The organism is Streptomyces geranii (assembly GCF_002954775.1).
Taxonomy (GTDB): domain Bacteria; phylum Actinomycetota; class Actinomycetes; order Streptomycetales; family Streptomycetaceae; genus Streptomyces; species Streptomyces geranii.
The window spans coordinates 59,181-80,027 of record NZ_PJME01000007.1 but is presented as its reverse complement, the minus strand read 5'-3'; the positions used below and the strand labels follow the sequence as shown (position 1 = coordinate 80,027).

At 71.9% G+C, this 20,847-nt stretch carries 14 protein-coding genes; 10 read left to right on the top strand and 4 right to left on the bottom strand.

Translation table 11 applies throughout. From position 1 onward, the window contains the following. Window positions 1-177: 177 nt before the first annotated feature. The gene (locus tag CW359_RS12645) at window positions 178-792 is read left to right on the top strand and encodes a TIGR04222 domain-containing membrane protein (RefSeq protein WP_105969994.1); all 615 of its coding nucleotides are present in this window, start codon (window positions 178-180) and stop codon (window positions 790-792) included. Between the two features lie 212 nt (window positions 793-1,004). Here CW359_RS12645 and gcl read toward each other — a convergent pair whose 3' ends face one another. Continuing rightward, window positions 1,005-2,789, bottom strand: coding sequence for a glyoxylate carboligase (gene gcl / locus CW359_RS12640; protein ID WP_105969993.1), 1,785 nt, complete (start codon window positions 2,787-2,789; stop codon window positions 1,005-1,007). A gap of 190 nt (window positions 2,790-2,979) precedes the next feature. On the opposite strand from gcl, the gene CW359_RS12635 reads away from it, so the two are divergent. Together CW359_RS12635 and CW359_RS12630 are read left to right on the top strand one after the other, a co-directional pair. After that, window positions 2,980-3,705: a hypothetical protein gene (locus CW359_RS12635; protein WP_105969992.1), complete on the top strand. Its 726-nt coding sequence runs from the start codon at window positions 2,980-2,982 to the stop codon at window positions 3,703-3,705. 49 nt (window positions 3,706-3,754) lie between these two features. Further along, a complete protein-coding gene (locus CW359_RS12630; RefSeq protein WP_105969991.1) occupies window positions 3,755-4,345 on the top strand; it encodes a GNAT family N-acetyltransferase in 591 nt (196 codons plus the stop codon). A 10-nt stretch (window positions 4,346-4,355) separates the two neighbouring features. Here CW359_RS12630 and CW359_RS12625 read toward each other — a convergent pair whose 3' ends face one another. Continuing rightward, on the bottom strand, window positions 4,356-5,948 hold the full coding sequence (locus tag CW359_RS12625) for an AMP-binding protein (protein ID WP_105969990.1): 1,593 nt from the start codon (window positions 5,946-5,948) through the stop codon (window positions 4,356-4,358). A gap of 20 nt (window positions 5,949-5,968) precedes the next feature. After that, complete coding sequence (locus CW359_RS12620) at window positions 5,969-7,639, bottom strand: AMP-binding protein (RefSeq protein WP_105969989.1); 1,671 nt, start codon at window positions 7,637-7,639, stop codon at window positions 5,969-5,971. 158 nt (window positions 7,640-7,797) lie between these two features. On the opposite strand from CW359_RS12620, the gene CW359_RS12615 reads away from it, so the two are divergent. From CW359_RS12615 to CW359_RS12605, 3 genes are all read left to right on the top strand, one after another. Then, window positions 7,798-8,649, top strand: coding sequence for a helix-turn-helix transcriptional regulator (locus CW359_RS12615; RefSeq protein WP_105969988.1), 852 nt, complete (start codon window positions 7,798-7,800; stop codon window positions 8,647-8,649). Window positions 8,650-8,824: 175 nt separating this feature from the next. After that, the gene (locus CW359_RS12610; protein ID WP_105969987.1) at window positions 8,825-11,650 is read left to right on the top strand and encodes a helix-turn-helix transcriptional regulator; all 2,826 of its coding nucleotides are present in this window, start codon (window positions 8,825-8,827) and stop codon (window positions 11,648-11,650) included. Between the two features lie 258 nt (window positions 11,651-11,908). Then, on the top strand, window positions 11,909-12,700 hold the full coding sequence (locus tag CW359_RS12605) for a S1 family serine peptidase (RefSeq protein WP_105969986.1): 792 nt from the start codon (window positions 11,909-11,911) through the stop codon (window positions 12,698-12,700). Between the two features lie 146 nt (window positions 12,701-12,846). On the opposite strand, the gene CW359_RS12600 is transcribed toward CW359_RS12605, so the two are convergent. Then, entirely contained in the window at window positions 12,847-14,022 is a 1,176-nt protein-coding gene (locus tag CW359_RS12600; RefSeq protein WP_105970181.1) for a winged helix DNA-binding domain-containing protein, read from the bottom strand. Window positions 14,023-14,175: 153 nt separating this feature from the next. On the opposite strand from CW359_RS12600, the gene CW359_RS12595 reads away from it, so the two are divergent. From CW359_RS12595 to CW359_RS12580, 4 genes are all read left to right on the top strand, one after another. After that, window positions 14,176-15,339, top strand: a complete 1,164-nt coding sequence (locus tag CW359_RS12595) for a magnesium and cobalt transport protein CorA (RefSeq protein ID WP_105969985.1) — start codon at window positions 14,176-14,178, stop codon at window positions 15,337-15,339. A gap of 100 nt (window positions 15,340-15,439) precedes the next feature. Further along, window positions 15,440-16,723, top strand: coding sequence for a glycosyltransferase (locus tag CW359_RS12590; RefSeq protein ID WP_105969984.1), 1,284 nt, complete (start codon window positions 15,440-15,442; stop codon window positions 16,721-16,723). 237 nt (window positions 16,724-16,960) lie between these two features. After that, entirely contained in the window at window positions 16,961-19,879 is a 2,919-nt protein-coding gene (locus CW359_RS12585; protein ID WP_198655194.1) for an AfsR/SARP family transcriptional regulator, read from the top strand. Window positions 19,880-19,985: 106 nt separating this feature from the next. Continuing rightward, window positions 19,986-20,843, top strand: coding sequence for an alpha/beta fold hydrolase (locus tag CW359_RS12580; RefSeq protein ID WP_157968528.1), 858 nt, complete (start codon window positions 19,986-19,988; stop codon window positions 20,841-20,843). The last annotated feature ends 4 nt before the right edge of the window (window positions 20,844-20,847 follow it).

Below are 20,847 nucleotides of genomic sequence, written 5' to 3'. Positions count from 1 at the left end.
GAGCCCCGCGAGCGCCGAGAACGCCGAGAACGCCGAGAACGCCGGGTACGGACGACTGATCCGTACCCGGCGTCTTCGTGCGTCCCCGAGGCTTCAACACCGCCTGGAACCGGGCACATTGTGAGCACATGGGTCCCGCCGGCACCGGGGCGGCGGGCCCCGATTCCAGGGGGATTCATGGACAGCACCACGACGGCCGAGCCGACTCCGGCCGAGCTGGACCCGTACTACGTCGCGCTGTTGCGGGGCGGGCCCCGCGACGCAGTGACGGTCGCCGTGCTCGCTCTGCACCAGCGGGGCGCGGTCGAGGCGGGCCGACCGGGCACGATGCGCGTCACGACCAGGTCCGCGGGCGGGGGTCCGCCGGTCCTGGAGAAGGCGGTGTACGCGGCCCTCCACCGGCCCGCGGGAATCAAGGAGTTACTGGCCCGGCCGGGTGTCCGCCGGGCCCTCGCCGAGCTGCGGGGTGAACTGAGGGACGCCGGACTGCTGCGCAGGTTCCCGCCCCGCCGGCCCTTCACCACGCGGCTGACCCTCAGGAGCCTGGGCAAGCAGTTCCCGCTCCCGGTCACCAGGAAGGGCGTACAGCCGGCCGACGCGCTGTTCGCGGTGGCCTTCTACGGCACACCCGCCCTCGCCGTGCTCGCGCCCACCTTCGCCCGCAGGGCCGGGCGGCTCGGCCCCGGCGCACTGGCGGACAAGGGGCTGCTGCCGCATTCGTGGGGCGGGGGCGGCGGCAGCGGGGGCGGAGATGCGTCCTCGTGCGGAGGGGGCGGTGGGGGCTCGGACTGACAGCGCGAGCCGCACAGGAGAGGGCCGTGCAGGAAAGGGGCGCGCGGCAAAGGGGCGTACGGGACAGCGGCGTACAGGACGGGGGCGTACGGGAGGGAGGCGGTCCGCCGTCCCCGGTGGACCGCCCGCCCCACAGCCTCTGCCCGCTACCGCTACCGCTACCCCCTCTGCCCTCCGCCCTCCGCCCTCCGCCCTCCGCGCGTCAGACACCTTCAGACCTTCAGCGGCCTGATCGATGTCGGCGCGTGCCCCGGTTCGGTCGCGATGTCCTCGAACTCGACGACGTTTCCAATGTCGTTGGTCGTCGACATGGCGATGTTCGTGACGCGTTCCAGGATCGCCTCGACGACCACCGGGACCCGGTGTTCGGCCGCCAGCTTCTTCGCCTGTTCGAAGGCGGTGGCCAGTTCGGCCGGGTCCGTGACCCGGATGGCCTTGCAGCCGAGGCCCTCGGCGACCTTGACGTGGTCGACGCCGTAGGCGCCCAGTTCGGGCGAGTTGAGGTTCTCGAACTCCAGGTTGACCTGGAAGTCGATGTCGAAGGCCCGCTGCGCCTGGCGGATCAGGCCGAGGTAGGAGTTGTTCACCAGGACGTGGACGTACGGGATGCGGTGCTGGGCGCCGACCGCCAACTCCTCGATCATGAACTGGAAGTCGTAGTCCCCGGAGAGGGCGACCACGGACGCCTCCGGGTCGGCGACGGCGACGCCCAGCGCGGCCGGGACCGTCCAGCCGAGGGGGCCCGCCTGGCCGCAGTTGATCCAATGGCGGGGCCGGTAGACGTGCAGCAGCTGGGCGCCGGCGATCTGCGAGAGGCCGATGGTGGTGACGTATCGCGTCTCGGGGCCGAAGGCCTTGTTCATCTCCTCGTACACGCGCTGGGGCTTGATCGGGATGTCGTCGAAGTGGGTACGGCGCTGGAGGCGGGCCCTGCGCTCCTGGGTGGCCGCCGCCCAGTGGGAGCGGTCGGGGAGGGCACCCACGTCTCTCAACTCCCTTGCCACGGCCACGAACAGCTCCAGCGCGGCCTTCGCGTCGGAGGCGATGCCGTAGTCGGGGGCGAAGATGCGGCCGAGCTGGGTGGGCTCGATGTCGACGTGCACGAAGGTGCGGCCGGCCGTGTAGACGTCGAGGCGGCCGGTGTGGCGGTTGGCCCAGCGGTTGCCGATGCCGAGGACGAAGTCGGAGTCCAGGAAGGTGGCGTTGCCGTAGCGGTGCGAGGTCTGGAGGCCGACCATGCCGGCGTTGAGGTCGTGGTCGTCGGGGAGCACGCCCCAGCCCATGAGGGTCGGGACGACCGGGACGCCGGTCAACTCGGCGAACTCGACGAGGAGTTCGGCCGCGTCGGCGTTGATGACGCCGCCGCCGGCCACGATCAGCGGCCGGTGCGAGGCGTTGAGCATCGCGAGGGCCTTCTCGATCTGCGGGCGGCTCGCGAACGGCTTGTGGACAGGCAGGGGTTGGTAGGTCTCCGGGTCGAACTCGATCTCCGTCTGCTGGACATCGACCGGCAGGTCGACCAGCACCGGGCCGGGGCGCCCCGACCTCATCAGGTGGAAGGCCTGCTGGAGGACGCCGGGCACCTGGGCCGCCTCCAGCACGGTGACGGCCATCTTCGTGACCGGCCGGGCGATGGAGGCGATGTCGACGGCCTGGAAGTCCTCCTTGTGGATCACGGCGGTGGGGGCCTGGCCGGTGATGCACAGGATCGGGATCGAGTCGCCGGTCGCGGAGTACAGCCCCGTGATCATGTCGGTGCCGGCCGGGCCCGAAGTGCCCACGCAGACACCGATGTTGCCGGGGTGGGTGCGGGTGTAGCCCTCGGCCATGTGCGAGGCGCCCTCGACATGGCGGGCGAGGGTGTGGCCGATCCCGCCGGAGGCCTTGAGGGCGGCGTAGAAGGGGTTGATCGCCGCGCCCGGGACTCCGAACGCGTGCGTGACGCCCTCCAGTTTGAGGATCTCGACTGCCGCGCGGGCAGCGGTCATACGTGCCATGGAGCGACTCCTCGCATTCGCACTCCCGTCGCGCCCCGCGGAGAGTTTGAGTTTCCGTATTGTGGAATTTACTTTCTACTATCTGGAAACAATGTAAGTGGGGCCGCAAAGGCCGTCAAGAGACGGACAAGCGGGGGTTCCGTGGAGCACGATGGGGCTCTGACCCCGACATCACACAGTGGAGTGGGCAATGGCCGAGAGCATGCCCGTGCGATGCCCGGCCTGCCTGCGCGAGCATCTGTACGCGGCGCCGTCCTATCCCTGCGCGTGCGGGGTGCCGGTGACGCCGTCGCTCGACGAGCGGGCGAACGCGACAGCGGTCACCCACCGGGTCTGGGACGAGCAGTGGGTCACCGTGCGCTGCACGGCCTGCGGCCGGGGCGACCAGTGGCCGCACCCCGAACTGGGCTGCCCCTGCGGCACGGTCCTGCGCATCCCGGTGACGGGTTCCGCCCTCGCCCCCTCCTCCGGCGGCACGGCGAAACTCCCGGGCGTCCTGCGCGCCCCTCGCCCCCACCCCGCCGATGCCCGCCCCCGCCGCGCCTTCCAGCCCGTCACCATCCGCACGGCACGCGACGCGGTCACCGCCGCCGCCCTCTACCTGCGCTGGCTCGGCTACCAGGACATCCGCCGCGCCGACCAGCGCCCCCCGTCCGGCGTCGGCCTCGCCGCCCGCGGAGTCCTCGCCCAGGTCGACCCGACGGTGAGCCCGGCCTCACTGCGCGACATCGAGTGCCTGTGGCTGACGGCCATGACGGAGTCGTCGGACTGCGTCTACTTCTCCCTCGCCGGCTACGAGGACGAGGCCCGCGTCGGCGCTGAGAACCTGGGCATCCCCCTGTTCGTCCTGGACCTCACCGGCACACCCCAGCCGGTCAACACCCCGGCGGACGACCTGGACGCGACCGGGGTCTGAGCCCAGAAATCCGGGTGCCCCGAGGCGGACCCCTTCGGATACTCGACGGATGCGCATCCGCCCGGCCACCCCCGCCGAACTCCCGACCCTCCGCACGATCGAACGCGCGGCAGGCGCCCCCTTCCGCACCCTGAGCGCGCCCCTCAGGGGCGCGGGGAACTGCGCGACCAGCCACGACGACGGCGCCGCACCAACCCCACAACCCCGCACCGCACCCCCGGACATGGCAGAGATCGCGGACGACGAACCTCCCACCCTCGAAGTCCTGGAGCACTACCGCCAAGCAGGCCACGCCTGGGTCGCCGCAGACAACCAGGACCACCCCGTCGCCTACCTCATCGCGGAACCGGTGGACGGCGCCCTCCACATCGAACAGGTCTCCGTTCACCCCGACTTCGCGCACCGCCGCATCGGCGAAGCCCTCCTCGCCCACGCCGCCGACCAGGCCCGCGCAGAGGGCCTGACCCACCTCACCCTCACCACGTTCACCGAGGTCCCCTGGAACGCGCCCTACTACGCCCGCCTCGGCTTCCGCACCCTCACCGACGCCGAACTCACCCCGAGCCTAAGAGAAATCCGCGCCGCCGAGGCAGCACACGGTCTCGACCGCTGGCCCCGCGTCTGCATGCGCAGGCCATGACCAGCGGACCTCACCCGCCCGCCTCCCCCGCGAACCTCTCCCGCAGCTCCACCTTCCGTACCTTCCCCGACACCGTCATCGGAAAGGCGTCCAGCACCTGCAGCCTGCTCGGGATCTTGTAGTGGGCCAACCGCCCCTCGCAGAACGCCCGTAGCTCGGCCAGCGTGAGCGGTTCCGTGTCCGCGCGAGGGATGACACAGGCGAGCACCTCCTCGCCGTACCGCTCGTGCGGCACGCCGACCACCTGGACGTCTGCGATCTTCGGATGGGCGTACAGGAATTCCTCGATCTCGCGCGGGTAGATGTTCTCGCCGCCCCGGATGATCATGTCCTTGATGCGGCCGACGATCTCGACGTACCCGTCCTCGCGCATCACCGCGAGGTCACCCGTGTGCATCCAGCGGCCCGCGTCGACCGACTCGGCGGTCTTCTCGGGCTGTTGCCAGTAGCCGAGCATCACGCTGTAGCCGCGGGTGCACAACTCCCCCGCGTCGCCCCGGGGTCGGGTGACCCCGGTCGCCGGGTCCACCACCTTCACCTCGATGTGCGGGAGGACCCGGCCGACCGTGCCGGTGCGGTGTTCCAGGTCGTCGTCTCGGCGGGTCTGGAGGGAGACCGGGGAGGTCTCCGTCATGCCGTAGGCGATGGACACCTCGGCCATGTGCATCTCGGCGACGACCCGCTTCATCACCTCGACCGGACAGGGCGAGCCCGCCATGATGCCCGTACGGAGGGACGACAGGTCGTACGTCGCGAAGTCGGGGAGGGCCAACTCCGCGATGAACATGGTCGGTACGCCGTACAGCGATGTGCACCGCTCCTGCGCGACCGCCCGCAGGGTCGCCGCCGGTTCGAAGCTCGGCGCCGGAATCACGATGCACGCGCCGTGCGAGGTGGCCGCCAGGTTGCCCATCACCATGCCGAAGCAGTGGTAGAAGGGCACCGGCACGCACACCCTGTCCTGCTCCGTGTAGGCGATCGACTCCCCTACGAAATAACCGTTGTTGAGGATGTTGTGGTGGGAGAGCGTGGCCCCCTTCGGGAAGCCCGTCGTGCCCGAGGTGTACTGGATGTTGATCGGGTCGTCGCAGGACAGCTCCGGAAACGCCACCGGCGTCCCGCGTGCGATCAGCGCCTCCCAGCCCGGGTCCCCGATGAACACCGTCTCCCGCAACTGCGGGCAGCCGCCCCGCACTTGCTCGACCATCGCCCGGTAGTCGCTCGCCTTGTGGCTGAGGGACGCGAACAGCAGCGAGATCCCGGCCTGGTTGAGGACGTACTCGACCTCGTGGGTGCGGTACGCCGGGTTGATGTTCACCATGACCGCGCCGATCCGCGCGGTGGCGTACTGGACCAGCACCCACTCGGGGCAGTTGACCGCCCAGATGCCGACGCGGTCGCCCTCGGCGATACCGCTCGCGATCAGCGCGTACGCCAACTCGTCGACATCCGCGGCGAACTGGGCGTACGTCCAGCGCCGCCCGGACGGCACGTCGACCAGCACCTCGCGGTCCGGCCACTCGGCCACCGCCCGGTCCAGGTTGGCGCCGATCGTGTCCCCCAACAGCGGGGTGTCACCGGTCCCGTGGGTGTACGAAGCCATCGGAGGCGTCAGCGGGAGAGTCATCGGAAGTCCTCCTCGCGGTACTCGTCCGCCGAGCCCGCCGCAGTCGCCTCGCGCAGTTCGATCCGGCGGATCTTGCCGGAGACCGTCTTGGGCAGATCGGCGAACTCCAGTCGGCGCAGGCGCTTGTAGGGGGCGAGCACCTCCCTGCTGTGCTCGAACAGGACCTTCGCCGTGTCCGGGCCCGGTTCCCAGCCCGCCGCGAGCACGACGTACGCCTTCGGTACGGCCAGGCGCAGTTCGTCCGGCGCGGGGACCACCGCCGCCTCCGCCACCGCCTCGTGCTCCAGCAACGCGCTCTCCAGCTCGAACGGCGAGATCTTGTAGTCGGAGGCCTTGAAGACGTCGTCGGTGCGGCCGACGTACGTGATGTAGCCGTCCGCGTCGCGCGAACCGATGTCCCCGGTGCGGTAGAAGCCGCCTGCCATCGCCTCCGCCGTGAGGTCGGCGTCGCCGTGGTAGCCGGTCATCACGCCGACCGGGCGGGTGGCGAGGTCGAGCGCGATCTCGCCCTCGTCCGCGCCCGGTTCACCCGAGACCGGGTCCAGGAGGACCACCTTGTAGCCGGGGCTCGGACGGCCCATCGAGCCCGTCTTGAGGGGCTGGCCAGGGCTGTTGGAGACCTGGACGGCGGTCTCGGTCTGGCCGAAGCCGTCCCGGATCGTGACGCCCCAGGAGCGGCGCACCTGTTCGATGACCTCGGGGTTGAGCGGCTCCCCGGCGGCCACCGCCTCGCGCGGCGGGGTGCGCAGCTGGGTCAGGTCGGCCTGGATGAGCATGCGCCAGACGGTCGGCGGGGCGCAGAAGGAGGTGACGCCCGCGCGGTCCATCTCCGCCATCAGCCGAGTCGCGTCGAAACGCGTGTAGTTGTGGATGAAGACGGTCGCCTCGGCGCTCCAGGGCGCGAAGAGGTTGGACCAGGCGTGCTTGGCCCAGCCGGGCGAGGAGATGTTCAGATGCACGTCGCCGGGCTTGAGGCCGATCCAGTACATCGTCGCCAAGTGCCCTACGGGGTACGACGCGTGGGTGTGCTCGACGAGTTTGGGACGGGCGGTCGTGCCCGAGGTGAAGTAGAGCATCAGGGGGTCGTCGCAGTGGGTGGGCCCGTCCGGCGTGAACCCGGCGGGGGCGTCGTAGGCGTCCTCGTACGGCTGCCAGCCCTCGGGTGCGCCGCCCACCGCGATCCGGGTGTAGCCGCCGGGCACCTCGTCGAACTTGCCGGTGTCCTCGGCGCGGACCAGGACATGGGCGACCCGGCCGCGCTCGACACGGTCACGGAGGTCGGCGGGGCCGAGGAGCGGGGTGGCCGGGATGACGACGGCGCCGATCTTCATCGCGGCGAGGGCGGTCTCCCACAGCTCGGTCTGGTTGCCGAGCATCACGAGGAGCCGGTCCTCGCGGCGGACCCCGCGCCCGCTCAGCCAGTTGGCGATCCGGTTCGAGCGGGCGGACAGTTCGGCGAAGGACAGCCTCGCCTCGGCGCCGTCCTCCTCGACGATGTGCAGGGCGGTGCGGTCGTTCCCGTCCGCGATGACGTCGAACCAGTCCAGGGCCCAGTTGAACCGCTCGGGGCGGGGCCAGCGGAAACCCTCGTACGCGGTGGCGTAGTCCTCCCGGTGGGCCAGCAGGAAGTCCCGCGCCTCGCGGAAGTGCTCGGTCACCGTCGTCATCACTCCTCCTCGGTCCCGGACCATTGCCGGGCGACACTCTGACATCGTGTAATCCGTGACGCAGGTCTCACTACCCCCGAACGGGGGTGAGTGCCACGTACGACCGGGCAACGACTTGCGAAAACACCACGAACGGGCCGCGACGAAGGGGCGATGACGTGGCAGCAGACACGGCCGAGGCGGCCGAGGTACGCGGGGCGCTGGCCCGGCTGCGGCGGGCGACCGGGCTGCCGGTCGCCTTCGGCGGGCTGGTGGAATCCGGGCGCCGGCATGTGCGCATCAGCGAACTGAACGGCACCTCCACCCAGGCGCTGCGCTCACTCGCGGTGACCTCGGGCAACGGTCTGGGCGGCAAGGCGGTCGCCCTGGCCCGTCCCTGCGTGGTCACCGACTACTCCGTGTCGCGGCAGATCAGCCACGAGTACGACATCCCGGTCGCCGCCGAGGGCCTGCGCTCGGTGGTGGCGGTCCCGGTCGTCGTACGCCGCCGGGTGCGCGGCGTCCTGTACGGGGCCCTGCGCACCGCACAGCCGCTCGGTGACCGCCTGATCGGCGCGGCCGTGGAGGCGGCCCGGGACGTGGAGCAGGCGCTCGCCGTACGCGACCGGGTGCAGGAGCAGGCACGGGAGCTGCTGGTGGCGGCCCGGCCGGTGGAAGCCGGGGTTCCGGAGCCGGGCGGCGGCGGGGCGTGGGAGCAGGTGCGGGAGGCGCACGCGGCGCTGCGCGCGCTGGCCCCGCGGATCGCCGACCCGGAGCTGCGGGGCGCGCTGCTCGACGCGTGCGGTCTGCTGGCCCCGGGACCGCCGCCGGGCGGGGCCGGGCTCGCGCCCCGCGAACTGGACGTCCTGGCGTGCGTGGCGTCGGGGGCGAGCAACGCGGTCACCGCGGAGCGGCTGGGGCTGCGCCCGGAGACGGTGAAGGGGTATCTGCGCTCGGCGATGCGCCGGCTGGGCGCGCATTCACGCGGGGAGGCGGTCGTCGCGGCGCGACGGGCGGGGCTGCTGCCCTGAGAATCGGCCGTCGCCGATCGTCACGCTCCGTACGCGCATACGGTGTATTCATTCACAAGTGACTTGAATTTCCCCATGCCGCTACCGTCCTGTTATTCGGCTCACCCGGCCTCGGGTCCGAAATTCAAAGATCTGTTGCCTAATATTGGGGCCCACACGACACAGGAGGGGAGCGGTGACCGTGCGACGGGACTTCCAGGAGTCTGGCCGATGCCGCTCTGACCTGCTCATAGGCCGGGACGAAGCACTCATAGGGGCCCGCGAGCAGCTTTCGCGCGGCGGCAGCGTGCTGTTGCACGGACCCGCCGGAATAGGAAAGTCCACCGTCCTGCGGACATTGGCCGCGGAATACGGCGAATCGGCACGGACCGTGTTGCGTTGCTCGGCCACGGAGTCCGAATCCCATCTCCCCTTCCTCGCGCTCGCCGATCTTCTCGGTCTCGCTCTGGACGAGGTGTCGGCCCAGCTGCCCGTCGCCCAGCGTGTCGCCCTGGAGTCGGCGCTCACCGGCCGTGGCGAGTCCACGCTCCAGCGCGACGGCCTCGCGCTGCGGCTCGCCGTGCTGTCCGCGCTGCGCGCGCTGGCCGCCAAGGGACCCGTGCTCGTCGTCGCCGACGACCTCCAGTGGCTGGACACCGCGAGCACCGAACTGCTCGGTTTCGCCGCCCGCCGGCTCGGCGACGACCCCGTCCGGATGGTGTTCGCGGGCCGGTCGGACGGCCAGGAGTACGACCGCTATCTACGCGCGTCCACACCGGACACCCTCGCGGTCCGGGTGAACCCCCTGACCCACTCCCAGGTGGCCGAACTGCTCGAACACCGCGGCTACGGCGGCCTCCCGCGCTCGACCGTCCGCGAGATCCACCGCACCAGCGCGGGCAACCCGCTGTACGCCCTCGAACTGGGCCGGGCCCTCGCCGAGAGCCCCACTCCCCCGCGTCCGGGCGAGCCGCTGCCGGTGCCGACCTCGCTGCGCGCCCTGGTGCTCAGCCGGCTGGAGATGCTGTCCGACGACGCCCGCCGCACCCTCCTCGTGGTGAGCGCCGGCGCCCGTCCCACCCTGGCCCTGCTGCACGAGGCGGGCCGGGAGAACGCCGAGGCGGAGACCGCCCAGGCCGCCGCCCTCGGGCTGCTGGCGACCGAGCCCGAGGGTCCGGCCGTACGCTTCGCGCATCCGCTCGTCTCGGCCGCGCTGTACGCGGAGGCGAGCGCCCAGGAGCGCCGGGCCGCGCACGCCGCGCTGTCCACGGCCGCCTCCGACCCCATCGAGCGGGCCCGGCACCTCGCGCTGGCCACCGACGGCACCGATCCGGACGTGGCCGCGCGGCTCGCCGAGGCCGCCGCGCTGGCCCGGGACCGGGGGGCGCCCTCGGTGGCGTCCGCGCTCGGGCTGCTCGCCGTCCGGCACACCCCGGCCGACAGCGTGCCGAGCCCGGACGAGTACCGGCTGCGGGCCGCCGAGGACGCGATCACCTCCGGTGACCTGGACCTGGCGCGGGACATCGCCCGCCAGGTGCTCGCCCTGACCTCGGTGCCCGACGAGCGGGTGCGGGCCTGGATGATCGTGATCGACACCGCCGGTCACGCCATGACCGAGGTCGACTCCGTCTTCCCGCAGGCGCTCGCCGACGCGGGCGACGACCCGCGCCTCCTCGCCCTGGTCCACTACCAACTGGGCTGGCGGGCCCTGCTCGTCGAGGGCGACTTCGCCGAGAGCCGGGAGGAGGCGGCGCGGGCCGCGGTGCTGGCGGCGCGCGGCGACGACCGGCACACGGAGCTGATGGCACTCTCCTTCCAGGCCCACACCGAGACCCTGATGGGCCACGAGGACGCGCCCGCGACCATCAAGAGGGCGCTGCGGGAGCCCCAGGACCCGCAGGTGACGGTCCATCACAACGGCATCGGCTCGGCCAGGTTCCGCTGGCTGATCATGAGCGACCAGTTGCCCGAGGCACGGGCCACCATCACCACCCTGCTGCGCGAGGTGCGCCGGCGCGGCTCGGTCGAGAGCGAGGTCCACTTCCTGCGCGGCCTCGCCGAGACCGAACTGCGCTGCGGGCACTGCGGGCGCGCGCTCGACCTGGCCCGGGAGAGCCTGCGGCTGGCCCGCGACACCGGTATCGGGGAGGTCGCCTCCGCGATGCTGGCCGCGCTGGCCGAGGCCTCCGGCGGCGATGTGGACCGGGCGCTGGAGCTGGCCCGGGAGGCGGTCAAGCACGCCGAGGAGAACGGCGACCTGATGTATCTGTCCCGGGCCCAGGCGGCCCTCGGGTACGCCAGGCTGGTGGCCGGGGACGCGCCGGGCGCGGTGCAGTCGCTGCGCAGGGCACGGGAGTTGGAGCACGACCTCGGTGTCGACGACCCGGCGCGCGGGCGCTGGCAGGGCGACCTCGCGGAGGCTCTCGTGGGCGTCGGCGAGACCGACGAGGCACAGGAGGTCATCGACGTGTCGCGGGCCCACGCGCTGCGGCTGGGGCGCGAGAGCGTGCTCGCGGTGCTCGACCGGGCGGAGGCGCAGGTACGCGCCGCACGCGGCGAACTCGACGCGGCACTCGCCCAGTTGACGTCCGCGCAGGACCGACTGGCCAAGCTGGGCTATGGACTTGAGGAGGCCCGCGCCGCCCTCGCGCTGGCCGAACTGCGCACCGGCCCCCCGGGGCCGACCCCGACCCCGACGTCGTACGACGAGGCCGCACGGCTGTTCAGACGCTCCCGCGCGCTGCCCTGGCTGCGCCGGGTGGACGCGGCGACCGTACCGAATCCCGCGCCGCAGCCCCTTGTGCAGCAACCGCAGGCCGTCGCCGCGCTCGACGGGCTCGCCGCGATGGAACGCCAGGTCGCGGCGCTGGTGATGGAGGGTGCGACCAACCGCGAGATCGCCGGACGCCTCTTCATCAGCGTCAAGACGGTCGAGGCGACGCTCACCAGGGTGTACCGGAAGCTGGGTATCCGGTCCCGGGTGGACATCGTCAGGCTGGCGGCGGGACGCCACACCAAGTAAGGCACGCATACCGGGTACGCCCGCTCCTGCGCGGAATCCATCGTTGCGCTCTCACCGTACCGCGCCGTCGACCCCGTACGACCGAGGGTTTTCCCTCCCCAACTCCCCCTAGGGGGTTCCCTCATTGGGAGGGCCCTTATCCGGCTCCTACCTTGTGGTTGTGCCGCAACGCCGGGCACACGGGGCAGCACCGCCGCCCCGTGAACCACCCCCACACCCGCGCGTCCCCCCACCGGCAATTCCCCAAGAGGAGAACCCATGTTCGGGCTCGCCCGTGCCAAGAAGGCCGCCGCCGTCCTGACGGCCGTCGCCGCAGCCGCAGCGACCGCGCTGATCGCCGCTCCCGGCGCCACCGCCGCTCCCCAGCCCATCGTGGGCGGCACCACGACCACCGCCGCGACGTACCCCTACGTCATGCAGATCACGGACGCCTCGCAGAACCAGTTCTGCGGCGGCACCCTCGTATCGGCCACCAAGGTCGTGACCGCGGCCCACTGTATGGTCGACGAGACCACGAGCAGCGTGAGAGTCGTCGGCGGCCGTACCTACCGCAACGGCACCAACGGCACCGTCAGCCGGGTCACCAAGATCTGGATCCACCCGAGCTACGTGGACGCCACCGAGGGCGACGACGTGGCCGTGCTGACGCTGGCCACCTCGATGCCGTACACCGCGGCGTCGTACGTCACCTCGTCCCAGACCGGCGTGTACGCGGCCGGCACCACGGCCCGCATCATCGGCTGGGGCACCACCTCCTCCAACGGCAGCTCCTCCAACCAGCTGCGCACGGCGACGGTCCCGACCGTCTCCAACGCCAGCTGCACCAGCTCGTACGGTTCCAGCTACATCGCGAGCGACATGGTCTGCGCCGGCTACACGGCCGGTGGCGTCGACACCTGCCAGGGCGACAGCGGCGGCCCGCTGATGATCGGCGGCGTCCTGGCAGGCATCACTTCCTGGGGCGAGGGCTGCGCTGCGGCCGGCTACCCCGGGGTCTACACCCGGCTGACCACCTTCTCCAGCCTGGTCGCGACGCAGGTCGCGTCGTAACCGGCGGAGATACCCCGAGTGGTATAGCCACCACAGTCACCTGAGTACCCCTCAGGCGAATGCCAGGGGGCGTTGCGGACCGGCCACGAGCGGTCCGCAGCGCCCCCTATCCACGTTTTCGATTCACTTTGTGCGGCGGATCGCCTTCATCCTCGTACGACGGTGCCGAACCGGATGTCGTACGCCGTCCCCGCGTGCAGCGTCCCGAGCATCCGTTCGCCTTCCTCAACTACCGCCGTCCGCACACCCTTTGTGAGGCTGCCGAAGGGCTCCACCGTGAGCGTGCCGTCGGCCAGCCGCCACAGGCCCGCGACGACGCCGTCGACGAGCAGGACGCAGTGGGCCTGATTGCCCGTCCAGGTACGGCCCTTGAGGTCGGCGGGTACGAGTCGGCCGCGGTCGGCGTGCGAGAGGAGCAGGTTGTCGAACTCGGGCAGGAAGCGCGGCGGGGCGGGGGTTTCCGGGTCGGGGCGGGGAGCGTCGGGGAGGTCGAAGAGTTCGGTGCCGCGCTCGTCCCGGAAGGTGAGCAGGCGGGGGCGGAGGCGTTCGAAGGCGTCGCGCAGCCTGGTCAGACCGGCCCAGGTCTGCATGTCCTTGACGGAGGCGGGGCCGAAGGCGGCGAGGTAGCGCAGGACGGTCTCGTCCAGCACCGATGCCGGTTCGGCGTCCGGTTCTGGGTCCGGTTCGGCCGGGCGGCCGAGCCAGTGCTCGGCGGTGGTGAGGGCGACCTGGCCGCTGTGACCCCACAGGCCGCGCGGGGTGACCTGGACGAGGGGAAGACGGCAGCGGGCGGCGACGGACAGGGACTGCGGGTCGGCGTCCGGCCACTCGACGAGGAGGGCCTCACGCAGCTGCTTCATCGTGCGCGGCTCCTGCTCGACGAGTTCACGGGCGAGGGTGGTGAGGCGGTCGAGGTCGACGCCCTCAAGTCCCTTGCGGAAGTAGGTGAGTTCGCGGTCGCGGGCGGGCTGGACGAGCGGTCGCAGGGTGAGGCAGTCGGCGGCGGTGTGGGTGTGGATGGTCGAGCGCATGGTGACGATGCGGACTGCCTCGCGGTCCGCCATGAGCCGGGAGAGGTCCTCGGGACCGAAGCCGTCGAGACGGGCGGCGAGCGCGTAGTACGGGGGCTTCACGTTCTGCGCCTGGAGACCGAGGAGGTGCGTGAGGGCGTCCTCGGCGGAGATCGGCGACCGGGTGAGGAGCAGCTGCCGGGCGAGGGTGGCACGGTTGAGGGCGCGGGGGCCGAGGACGGGAGCCGGGGCCGCCGTGGGCCTCGCCGTGGTGCCGGTGCTGGTGCCGGTTGCCGAGGTCGTCTTCGTCATGTTGCGCACGCTAGCCCTACTTGCGGACAGCTACTGTCCGCATTCGTCACCCACCCAAGACCCATGTCATTTGACCCGTATATCCTGCTCCGTGATCCACTCAGCCGTACCTGAACACATGTTCGAGCACCGTCGAGACGGGAGCCAGCCGCGATGTCGGAGCGACGTGCCCGCCAAGCCTCGAAGAACGGCCGGAAGCCGGCCTGGCGACGCGCCCTGACGCCGCCCGCCGCACCACCGGCGAAACCCGCCGCGCCCCGGACGGACACCCCGCCCCCGGCGCCGGCCGAACCGGCGGACAGCATCGTGCACGCGGCCCTCTACCACGACGGCGTACGCGTCTCGACGCCCACCACCCTCGCGGAGACCTTCCGCGAACTGCGCGACCAGCCGGACGGCATGGCATGGATCGGCCTTGCCCGCCCCACGGAGGCCGAACTCCTCACCCTGGCCGCCGAGTTCGACCTGCATCCGCTGGCCGTCGAGGACGCGATGGAGGCACACCAGCGCCCGAAACTGGAGCGCTACGGCGACACGCTCTTCGTCGTCCTGAGCGCCGCCCGCTATCTGGACGCGGCCGAGGAGGTCGACTTCGGCGAGCTGCACGTCTTCGTCGGCGCCGACTTCCTGATCACGGTCCGCCACGGCGCGGCCCCGGACCTGTCGGCCGTACGCCGCCGCATGGAGGAGACCCCGGAGCTGCTGAGGCTGGGCCCGGAGGCGGTGCTGTACGCGATCCTGGACGCGGTGGTCGACGGTTACGCGCCGGTCGTCGAGGGCGTCCAGAACGACATCGACGAGATCGAGACGGAGGTCTTCCGGGGCGACCCGGAGGTCTCCCGCCGCATCTACGAACTCTCCCGCGAGATGGTCGAGTTCCAGCGCGCGACCCGCCCCCTGGTGAGCATGCTGCACAGCCTGATGGCGGGCTTCGCGAAGTACGGCACGGACGAGGAACTCCAGCGCTACCTGAGGGACGTGGCGGACCACGTCACCCACACCAGCGAACGGGTCGACGGCTTCCGCCAGGCCCTGGCGGACATCCTGACGGTGAACTCCACCCTGGTGACACAGCAACAGAACGCGGAGATGCGGGCGTTGGCGGAGGCGGGGTTCGAGCAGAACGAGGAGATCAAGAAAATCTCGTCCTGGGCGGCGATCCTGTTCGCGCCGACGCTCGTCGGGACCATCTACGGCATGAACTTCGAGGAGATGCCCGAACTGGGGTGGACCTTCGGCTATCCCTTCGCGATCGGTCTCATGGGGGTCGTCTGCGTCAGTCTGTATCTGATCTTCAAGCGGCGGGACTGGCTCTAGGCTGTTCGTGAGTCATCCGAGCGGCACTACTCCTGCACACCGCCCTCCTACGATCGGCTCGGCATCACGCCGACCCCGCTCGCACTCGCAGGAGTCCTCCATGGCCCAAGTCATCGCCGCCGCAACGCCGTTCCACGGTCATGTGCAGCCCCTGCTCACCATCGTCGCCGAGTTGGTGCGGCGCGGGCACGAGGTCGAGGTGCTGACCGGGTCGCGGTTCGCCGGTGCCGTGCGGGACGCGGGGGCCCGTCATGTGGCGTTGCCGTCGGCCGCGGACTTCGACGACCGGAAGCTCGACGTCTACTTCCCGGAGCGTTCGGCGATACCGGCGGGGCCGGCGCAGCTGGAGTACGACATGAAGTACATCTTCGGCGACCCGACCGCGGCCCAGCACCGTGCGCTCAGCGCGCGGTTGGCCCGTTTCCCCGCGTCCGTCGTCATCAGCGAACCCCTCTTCTTCGGGGCCACCGCCCTCGCGCTGTCCGCCCCGCGCGAGCGGCGCCCGGCCCTGGTCGGCGTGGGGATCACCCTGCCGACGCTGCTCAGTGAGGACGCGCCGCCGCTCGGTCTGGCGATGGCGCCGGTGACCGGGGAGCAGGCGCGGGTCCAGCACCGGGCGATGAACGCGAAGGTCCGGGAGCTGTTCGCGGACACGCAGCGGCATCTGGAGGAGAACTTCGGGGAGAGCGGCGCCGAACTCCCCGGTTTCTTCCTCGACTCGATGGTGACCGTGCCGGACCACTACCTCCAGCTCACCGTCCCCGGCTTCGAGTACCCGCGCGGCGACGCCCCGGCCACCTTCCGGTTCGCCGGACCGCTGCCCGGCGCCCCGCAGCAGCCGGCGGCGCTGCCCGACTGGTGGGCGGAGCTGGAGCGGGAGACCCGGCCGGTCGTCGTGGTCACCCAGGGCTCGTTCGCCAACGACGACCTCACCCAGCTGGTCCGGCCCGCCATCGATGCGCTCGCCGACGAGGACGTCCTGGTCGTGGCGGTGACGGGCCGCCCGGACGGCCCCGCCGCACTGGGCTCCGTACCGTCGAACGTACGCGTCGGCGGCTACGTCTCCCATGACGAACTCCTGCCGCACGCCTCCGTGTTGGTCACCAACGGCGGGTACGGGGGCGTGCACACCGCCCTGCGGCACGGCGTTCCGCTCGTCGTGGGCGGCGCGGGCGAGGACAAGCCGGAGGTCGCGGCGCGGGTCGCGTGGAGCGGCGCCGGTATCGACCTGCGCACCGGGACGCCGTCGCCCGAGGCGATCCGCAACGCCGTACACACCGTCCTGGCGGAACCGGGACACCGTACGCGCGCCGCCGAACTGCGCGAGGAGTTCGGCCGGTACGACGCGCTGGAGGTCATCGACGAGGTGGTCTCCGGAGCGTAGGGCGGACCGGACTGGACTGGGCCGGGCCGGGCCGAGCCGGGCCGGGCTTGGCCGGGCTGGAGCAGCGCCGCTCTCTCTTTCCTTGTCCTCTTCGTCCTCGTCCGCTCTCGTCTGCCTCTCCACTACGCCACGCCCGAATTGTCCTTCCATGTTCGAGCGGGCCCCGCTGGCGCCTAGCATCGGGACCCGTTCGGGGGTTCGGGGGTGCGGGCGAAGGCGGAGGGGCGGATGGCGCCGATGGCGTTGCGATTCGCGGTACTTGGGGCGGTAAGGGTCTGGCGGGACGAGGTCGAGGTGGAGCCGGGGCCGCCACTGCGCCGTACCCTGCTCGCGCTGTTGCTGGCCCGGGCCGGGGCCCCGGTTCCGTTGGCGGACATCGTCGACGCGCTGTGGGCGCAGGACCCGCCCGCCCGTGCCGCGAACATGGTGCACCGCCATGTCGGCGAGCTGCGGCGGCTGTTGGAGCCCGAGCTGCCCGCCCGTGCGGAGGGCAGCTGGCTGGTGCGCGGCGCCGACGGCTACCGGCTGAAGGTGGCCGACGGCTCGGTGGACCTGCTGCGCTTTCGCGAACTCGTCTCCGCAGCAAGGGACTTGTGCGGCTCCGGGCAGCCTGAGCGGGCCGTCGAGGTGTTCGCCGAGGCACTCGCGCTGTGGCACGGCCCGGCCGCCGGATGCCCGGCGCAGGCTCCCGCGCACCCGGTGTTCGCCGGGCTCGATCTGGAGTACGCCGCCACGGTGCGGGAGGCCGTGGACACGGGGCTCGGCTGCGGTGCGGCGGGGCAGGTGCTGCCGGTGCTGTCCGACTGCGCGGCGCGCTACCCCTTCGACGAGGGGCTCCAGGCCCGCCTCGTCCTCGCCCTGGCCGCTGCGGGGCGCCGGGCCGAGGCTCGGGAGGTGTACCGCTCGACGGCCGCCCGGCTCGCCGACGAACTCGGTGTCGAACCGGGGGCCGAACTGAGGGCCGCCCGGCGGCAGTTGACGGCGGATGCGGCCCTGGGTGGTGAAACGACGCGCACGGTACGGGAGTCGGGTGCGGTACGCGAGGAGACGGGTGCGGTACGGGAGACGAGTGCCGGGGAAGCCGGCCGTACCGGTGTCCTCGCGCCCGCCCAACTCCCCGCCGCCCTGCCCGTCTTCGCGGGCCGCCGGGCCGAACTGGACCAGCTGCTCGCCCTGATCGACAGCAACGGCACCGGTCGTGGTGGCAGCGGGAACGGTGGCAGTGAAGTGCGGGCGGCGGCCACCGTCGTGATCAGCGCCATCGGCGGAACGGCCGGGGTCGGCAAGACCACGCTCGCCGTGCACCTGGCCCATCAGGTCGCCGACCGTTTCCCGGACGGGCAGTTGTACGTGAACCTGCGCGGCTTCGACCCCGCCGCACCGCCCCTGCCGCCGCAGGAGGCCCTCCGCGGATTCCTGGACGCCCTCGGCGCACCGCCGCAGCGCATACCCGCCGGCCTCGACGCCCAAGCGGCCCTGTACCGCAGCCTGTTGGCGGACCGGCGGGTGCTGGTGCTCCTGGACAACGCACGGGACGCCGGTCAGGTCCGGCACCTTCTCCCCGCCTCCCCCGGCTGCCTGGTGGTCGTCACCAGCCGCAACCGGCTCACCGCCCTGACCACCACGCACGGCGCCCACCCCCTCACCCTGGACGTCCTGACCCCGGCGGAGGCCCGCGCGTCGCTGGCACTGCGGCTCGGCGCCGAGCGGGTGGCCGCCGAGCCCGCGGCAGTCGACGAGATCGTCGAGCTGACCGCGCGGCTGCCGCTGGCCCTGGCCGTCGTCGCCGCCCGCGCAGCCTCGTATCCCGGGTTCCCGCTGGCCGCGCTCGCCGCACAGCTCCGGGACGCGCACGGTGGCCTCGCCGCGTTCCGCGACCCGGAGGCGGCAGTGGACGTACAGGCGGTGCTCTCGTGGTCGTACGACACTCTCGGACCGGACGCGGCACGGCTCTTCCGGCTGCTGGCGCTGCATCCCGGGCCCGATGTCACCGTGCCCGCGGCGGCGGCCCTCGCGGGTCTGTCCGTGGCCCGCACCCGGGCCCTGCTCACCGAACTCACCGGCGCCCACCTCCTCTTGGAGCACACGCCGGGCCGCCACAGCAGTCACGACCTGCTGCGCGCGTACGCGGGCGGGCTCGTCGTCGCGGACGAGAGCGAGGCGGAGCGCGGGGCGGCCGTACGCCGGATGCTCGACCACTATCTGCACACCGCCCACGCGGCGGCGCTGCTCTTCGACCCGCCGCCGTCCGTCGTCACTCCCGTCGCGACGGCCGAACCGTCCGCCCTGCCACAGCGGTTCGGCGACGACGCGGCGGCCCTGGACTGGCTGCGCGCGGAACGGACGGTGCTGCTCGGGGTGATCCAGCAGGCCGTCGACGGGGGTTTCGACACCCATGTCTGGCAGTTGGTCTGGGCAGTCGAGCGCTTCCACGAACGGTTCGGCCATCTGCACGACAACCTGGTCCTGCAGCGCACGGCCCTGGAGGCCGCCCAGCGGCTCGGGGACGCCTCCGCGCTCGGGCACGCCCATCACGGGCTCGGCCGGACCACTCTCATGCTGCGTCTCTTCGAGGAGTCGGAGGACCATCTCCGGTCGTCGCACCTGATGTTCGAGAAGTGCGGGGACGCCCTGGGCCGGGCCGAGTCCCGGCTGAGCACCTGCTATCTGCTCACCCGCCAGGGCCGGTTGGCGGAGGCCCTGGCCGAAGTCGCCCCCGCCCTCGACGTGTTCCGGACGGCGGGCCACCGCAAGGGACAGGCCTACGTCCTCGTCTCGCTGGCCTGGGGCGAGGCGAGCCTCGGCGACTGCCGGAGCGCGCTCACCCATGCCCATCAGGCGCTCGCCCTGTTCCAGGAACTCGACTTCCCGATCGCCGAGGGCCACACCTGGGACACCCTCGGCCATGTGCACCGCCAACTCGGCGAGCACCGGCGGGCGGTGGTGTGTGTCCAGCGGGCCGTCGTCCTGTTTCGCGAGGTCGGCGACCTCTACCACGAGGCCTGCGCGACGGACCGGCTCGGCGACGCCCACCACGCGGCCGGCGACCACGAGATCGCGCTCGACAACTGGCGCACCGCCCTGCGCGGACTGGCCGACGTCGACCCCGTGTGGGCGGCCGAGATCCGCGTCAAGATCGGGGAACTCGCCCGGTGAGCGATGCGGTGAAGGGCGCAGTGAACGGTGCGGTCACAACGCAGGCACACTTGGTCCATTCCTGCCTGCCTACGCTCCGCGGACCTACTTCCGAGGAGCGCACGAAGTGACGTACACGGTGATCAACGGCAACCGCCTCTTCCACACCGACGAGGGTCCCGACGGCCACACCACCGGCGAGACGGTCCTGTTCCTGCACGGCGCGACCTGCGACTCGCACGACTGGTCGGCCCAGGTCGCCGCGTTCACCGCCCACCACCGGGTGCTCACGACGGACCTGCGCGGCCACGGCCGCTCCTCGGGCCCGGAACCGGCTTCCGCCCTCGGATACCACCCGCGGGACTTCGCGGCGGATCTCGCGGAGCTGATCGACGCCGTCGATGCCGGGCCGGTCGTGGTGGTGGGGCACTCCCTGGGCGCGATCGCCGGGTCGGTCCTCGCTGTCGAATTCCCGTCTCTGGTACGGGCGTTGGTCGCGGTCGATCCGCCGTACGGCTTCGAGGCGGCGCCCATCGCGGCGACGGCCGCCCGTTTCCGTACGGACGACCCGGTCGGCTTCGCCACCGCTCTGCTCGGTGGGATCGAGGGACCCGACACCGGGCCCTGGGCCGCCGCGCTGCCCGTCTGGCACCGGCGGCGGATACTCGGCATGGACCCGGAGACGGTACACGCGGTCTTCCTCGGCCTGAACGAGGGCGCCACCGACCTGGTCGTGCGGCCGGGCGTGGAGGAGTTCCTGAGCCGTCGCGCCTGCCCGGTGCTGACTGTCTCGGCCGCCGACTCCCTGAAGATCAAGGGCATCGACGGGAACTGGGACGGGTCCGTGAGCCCGCACCCGTACAGCGAGTCCGTGGTGGTCGACGGGGTCGGCCACTGGCTCTTCCAGGAACGTCCGGAGGAGTTCAACGCGCTGGTGCTCGGGTGGATCGCCGGGCTCACGGGCGTCACCGCGCCCACGGGCTGAGGGG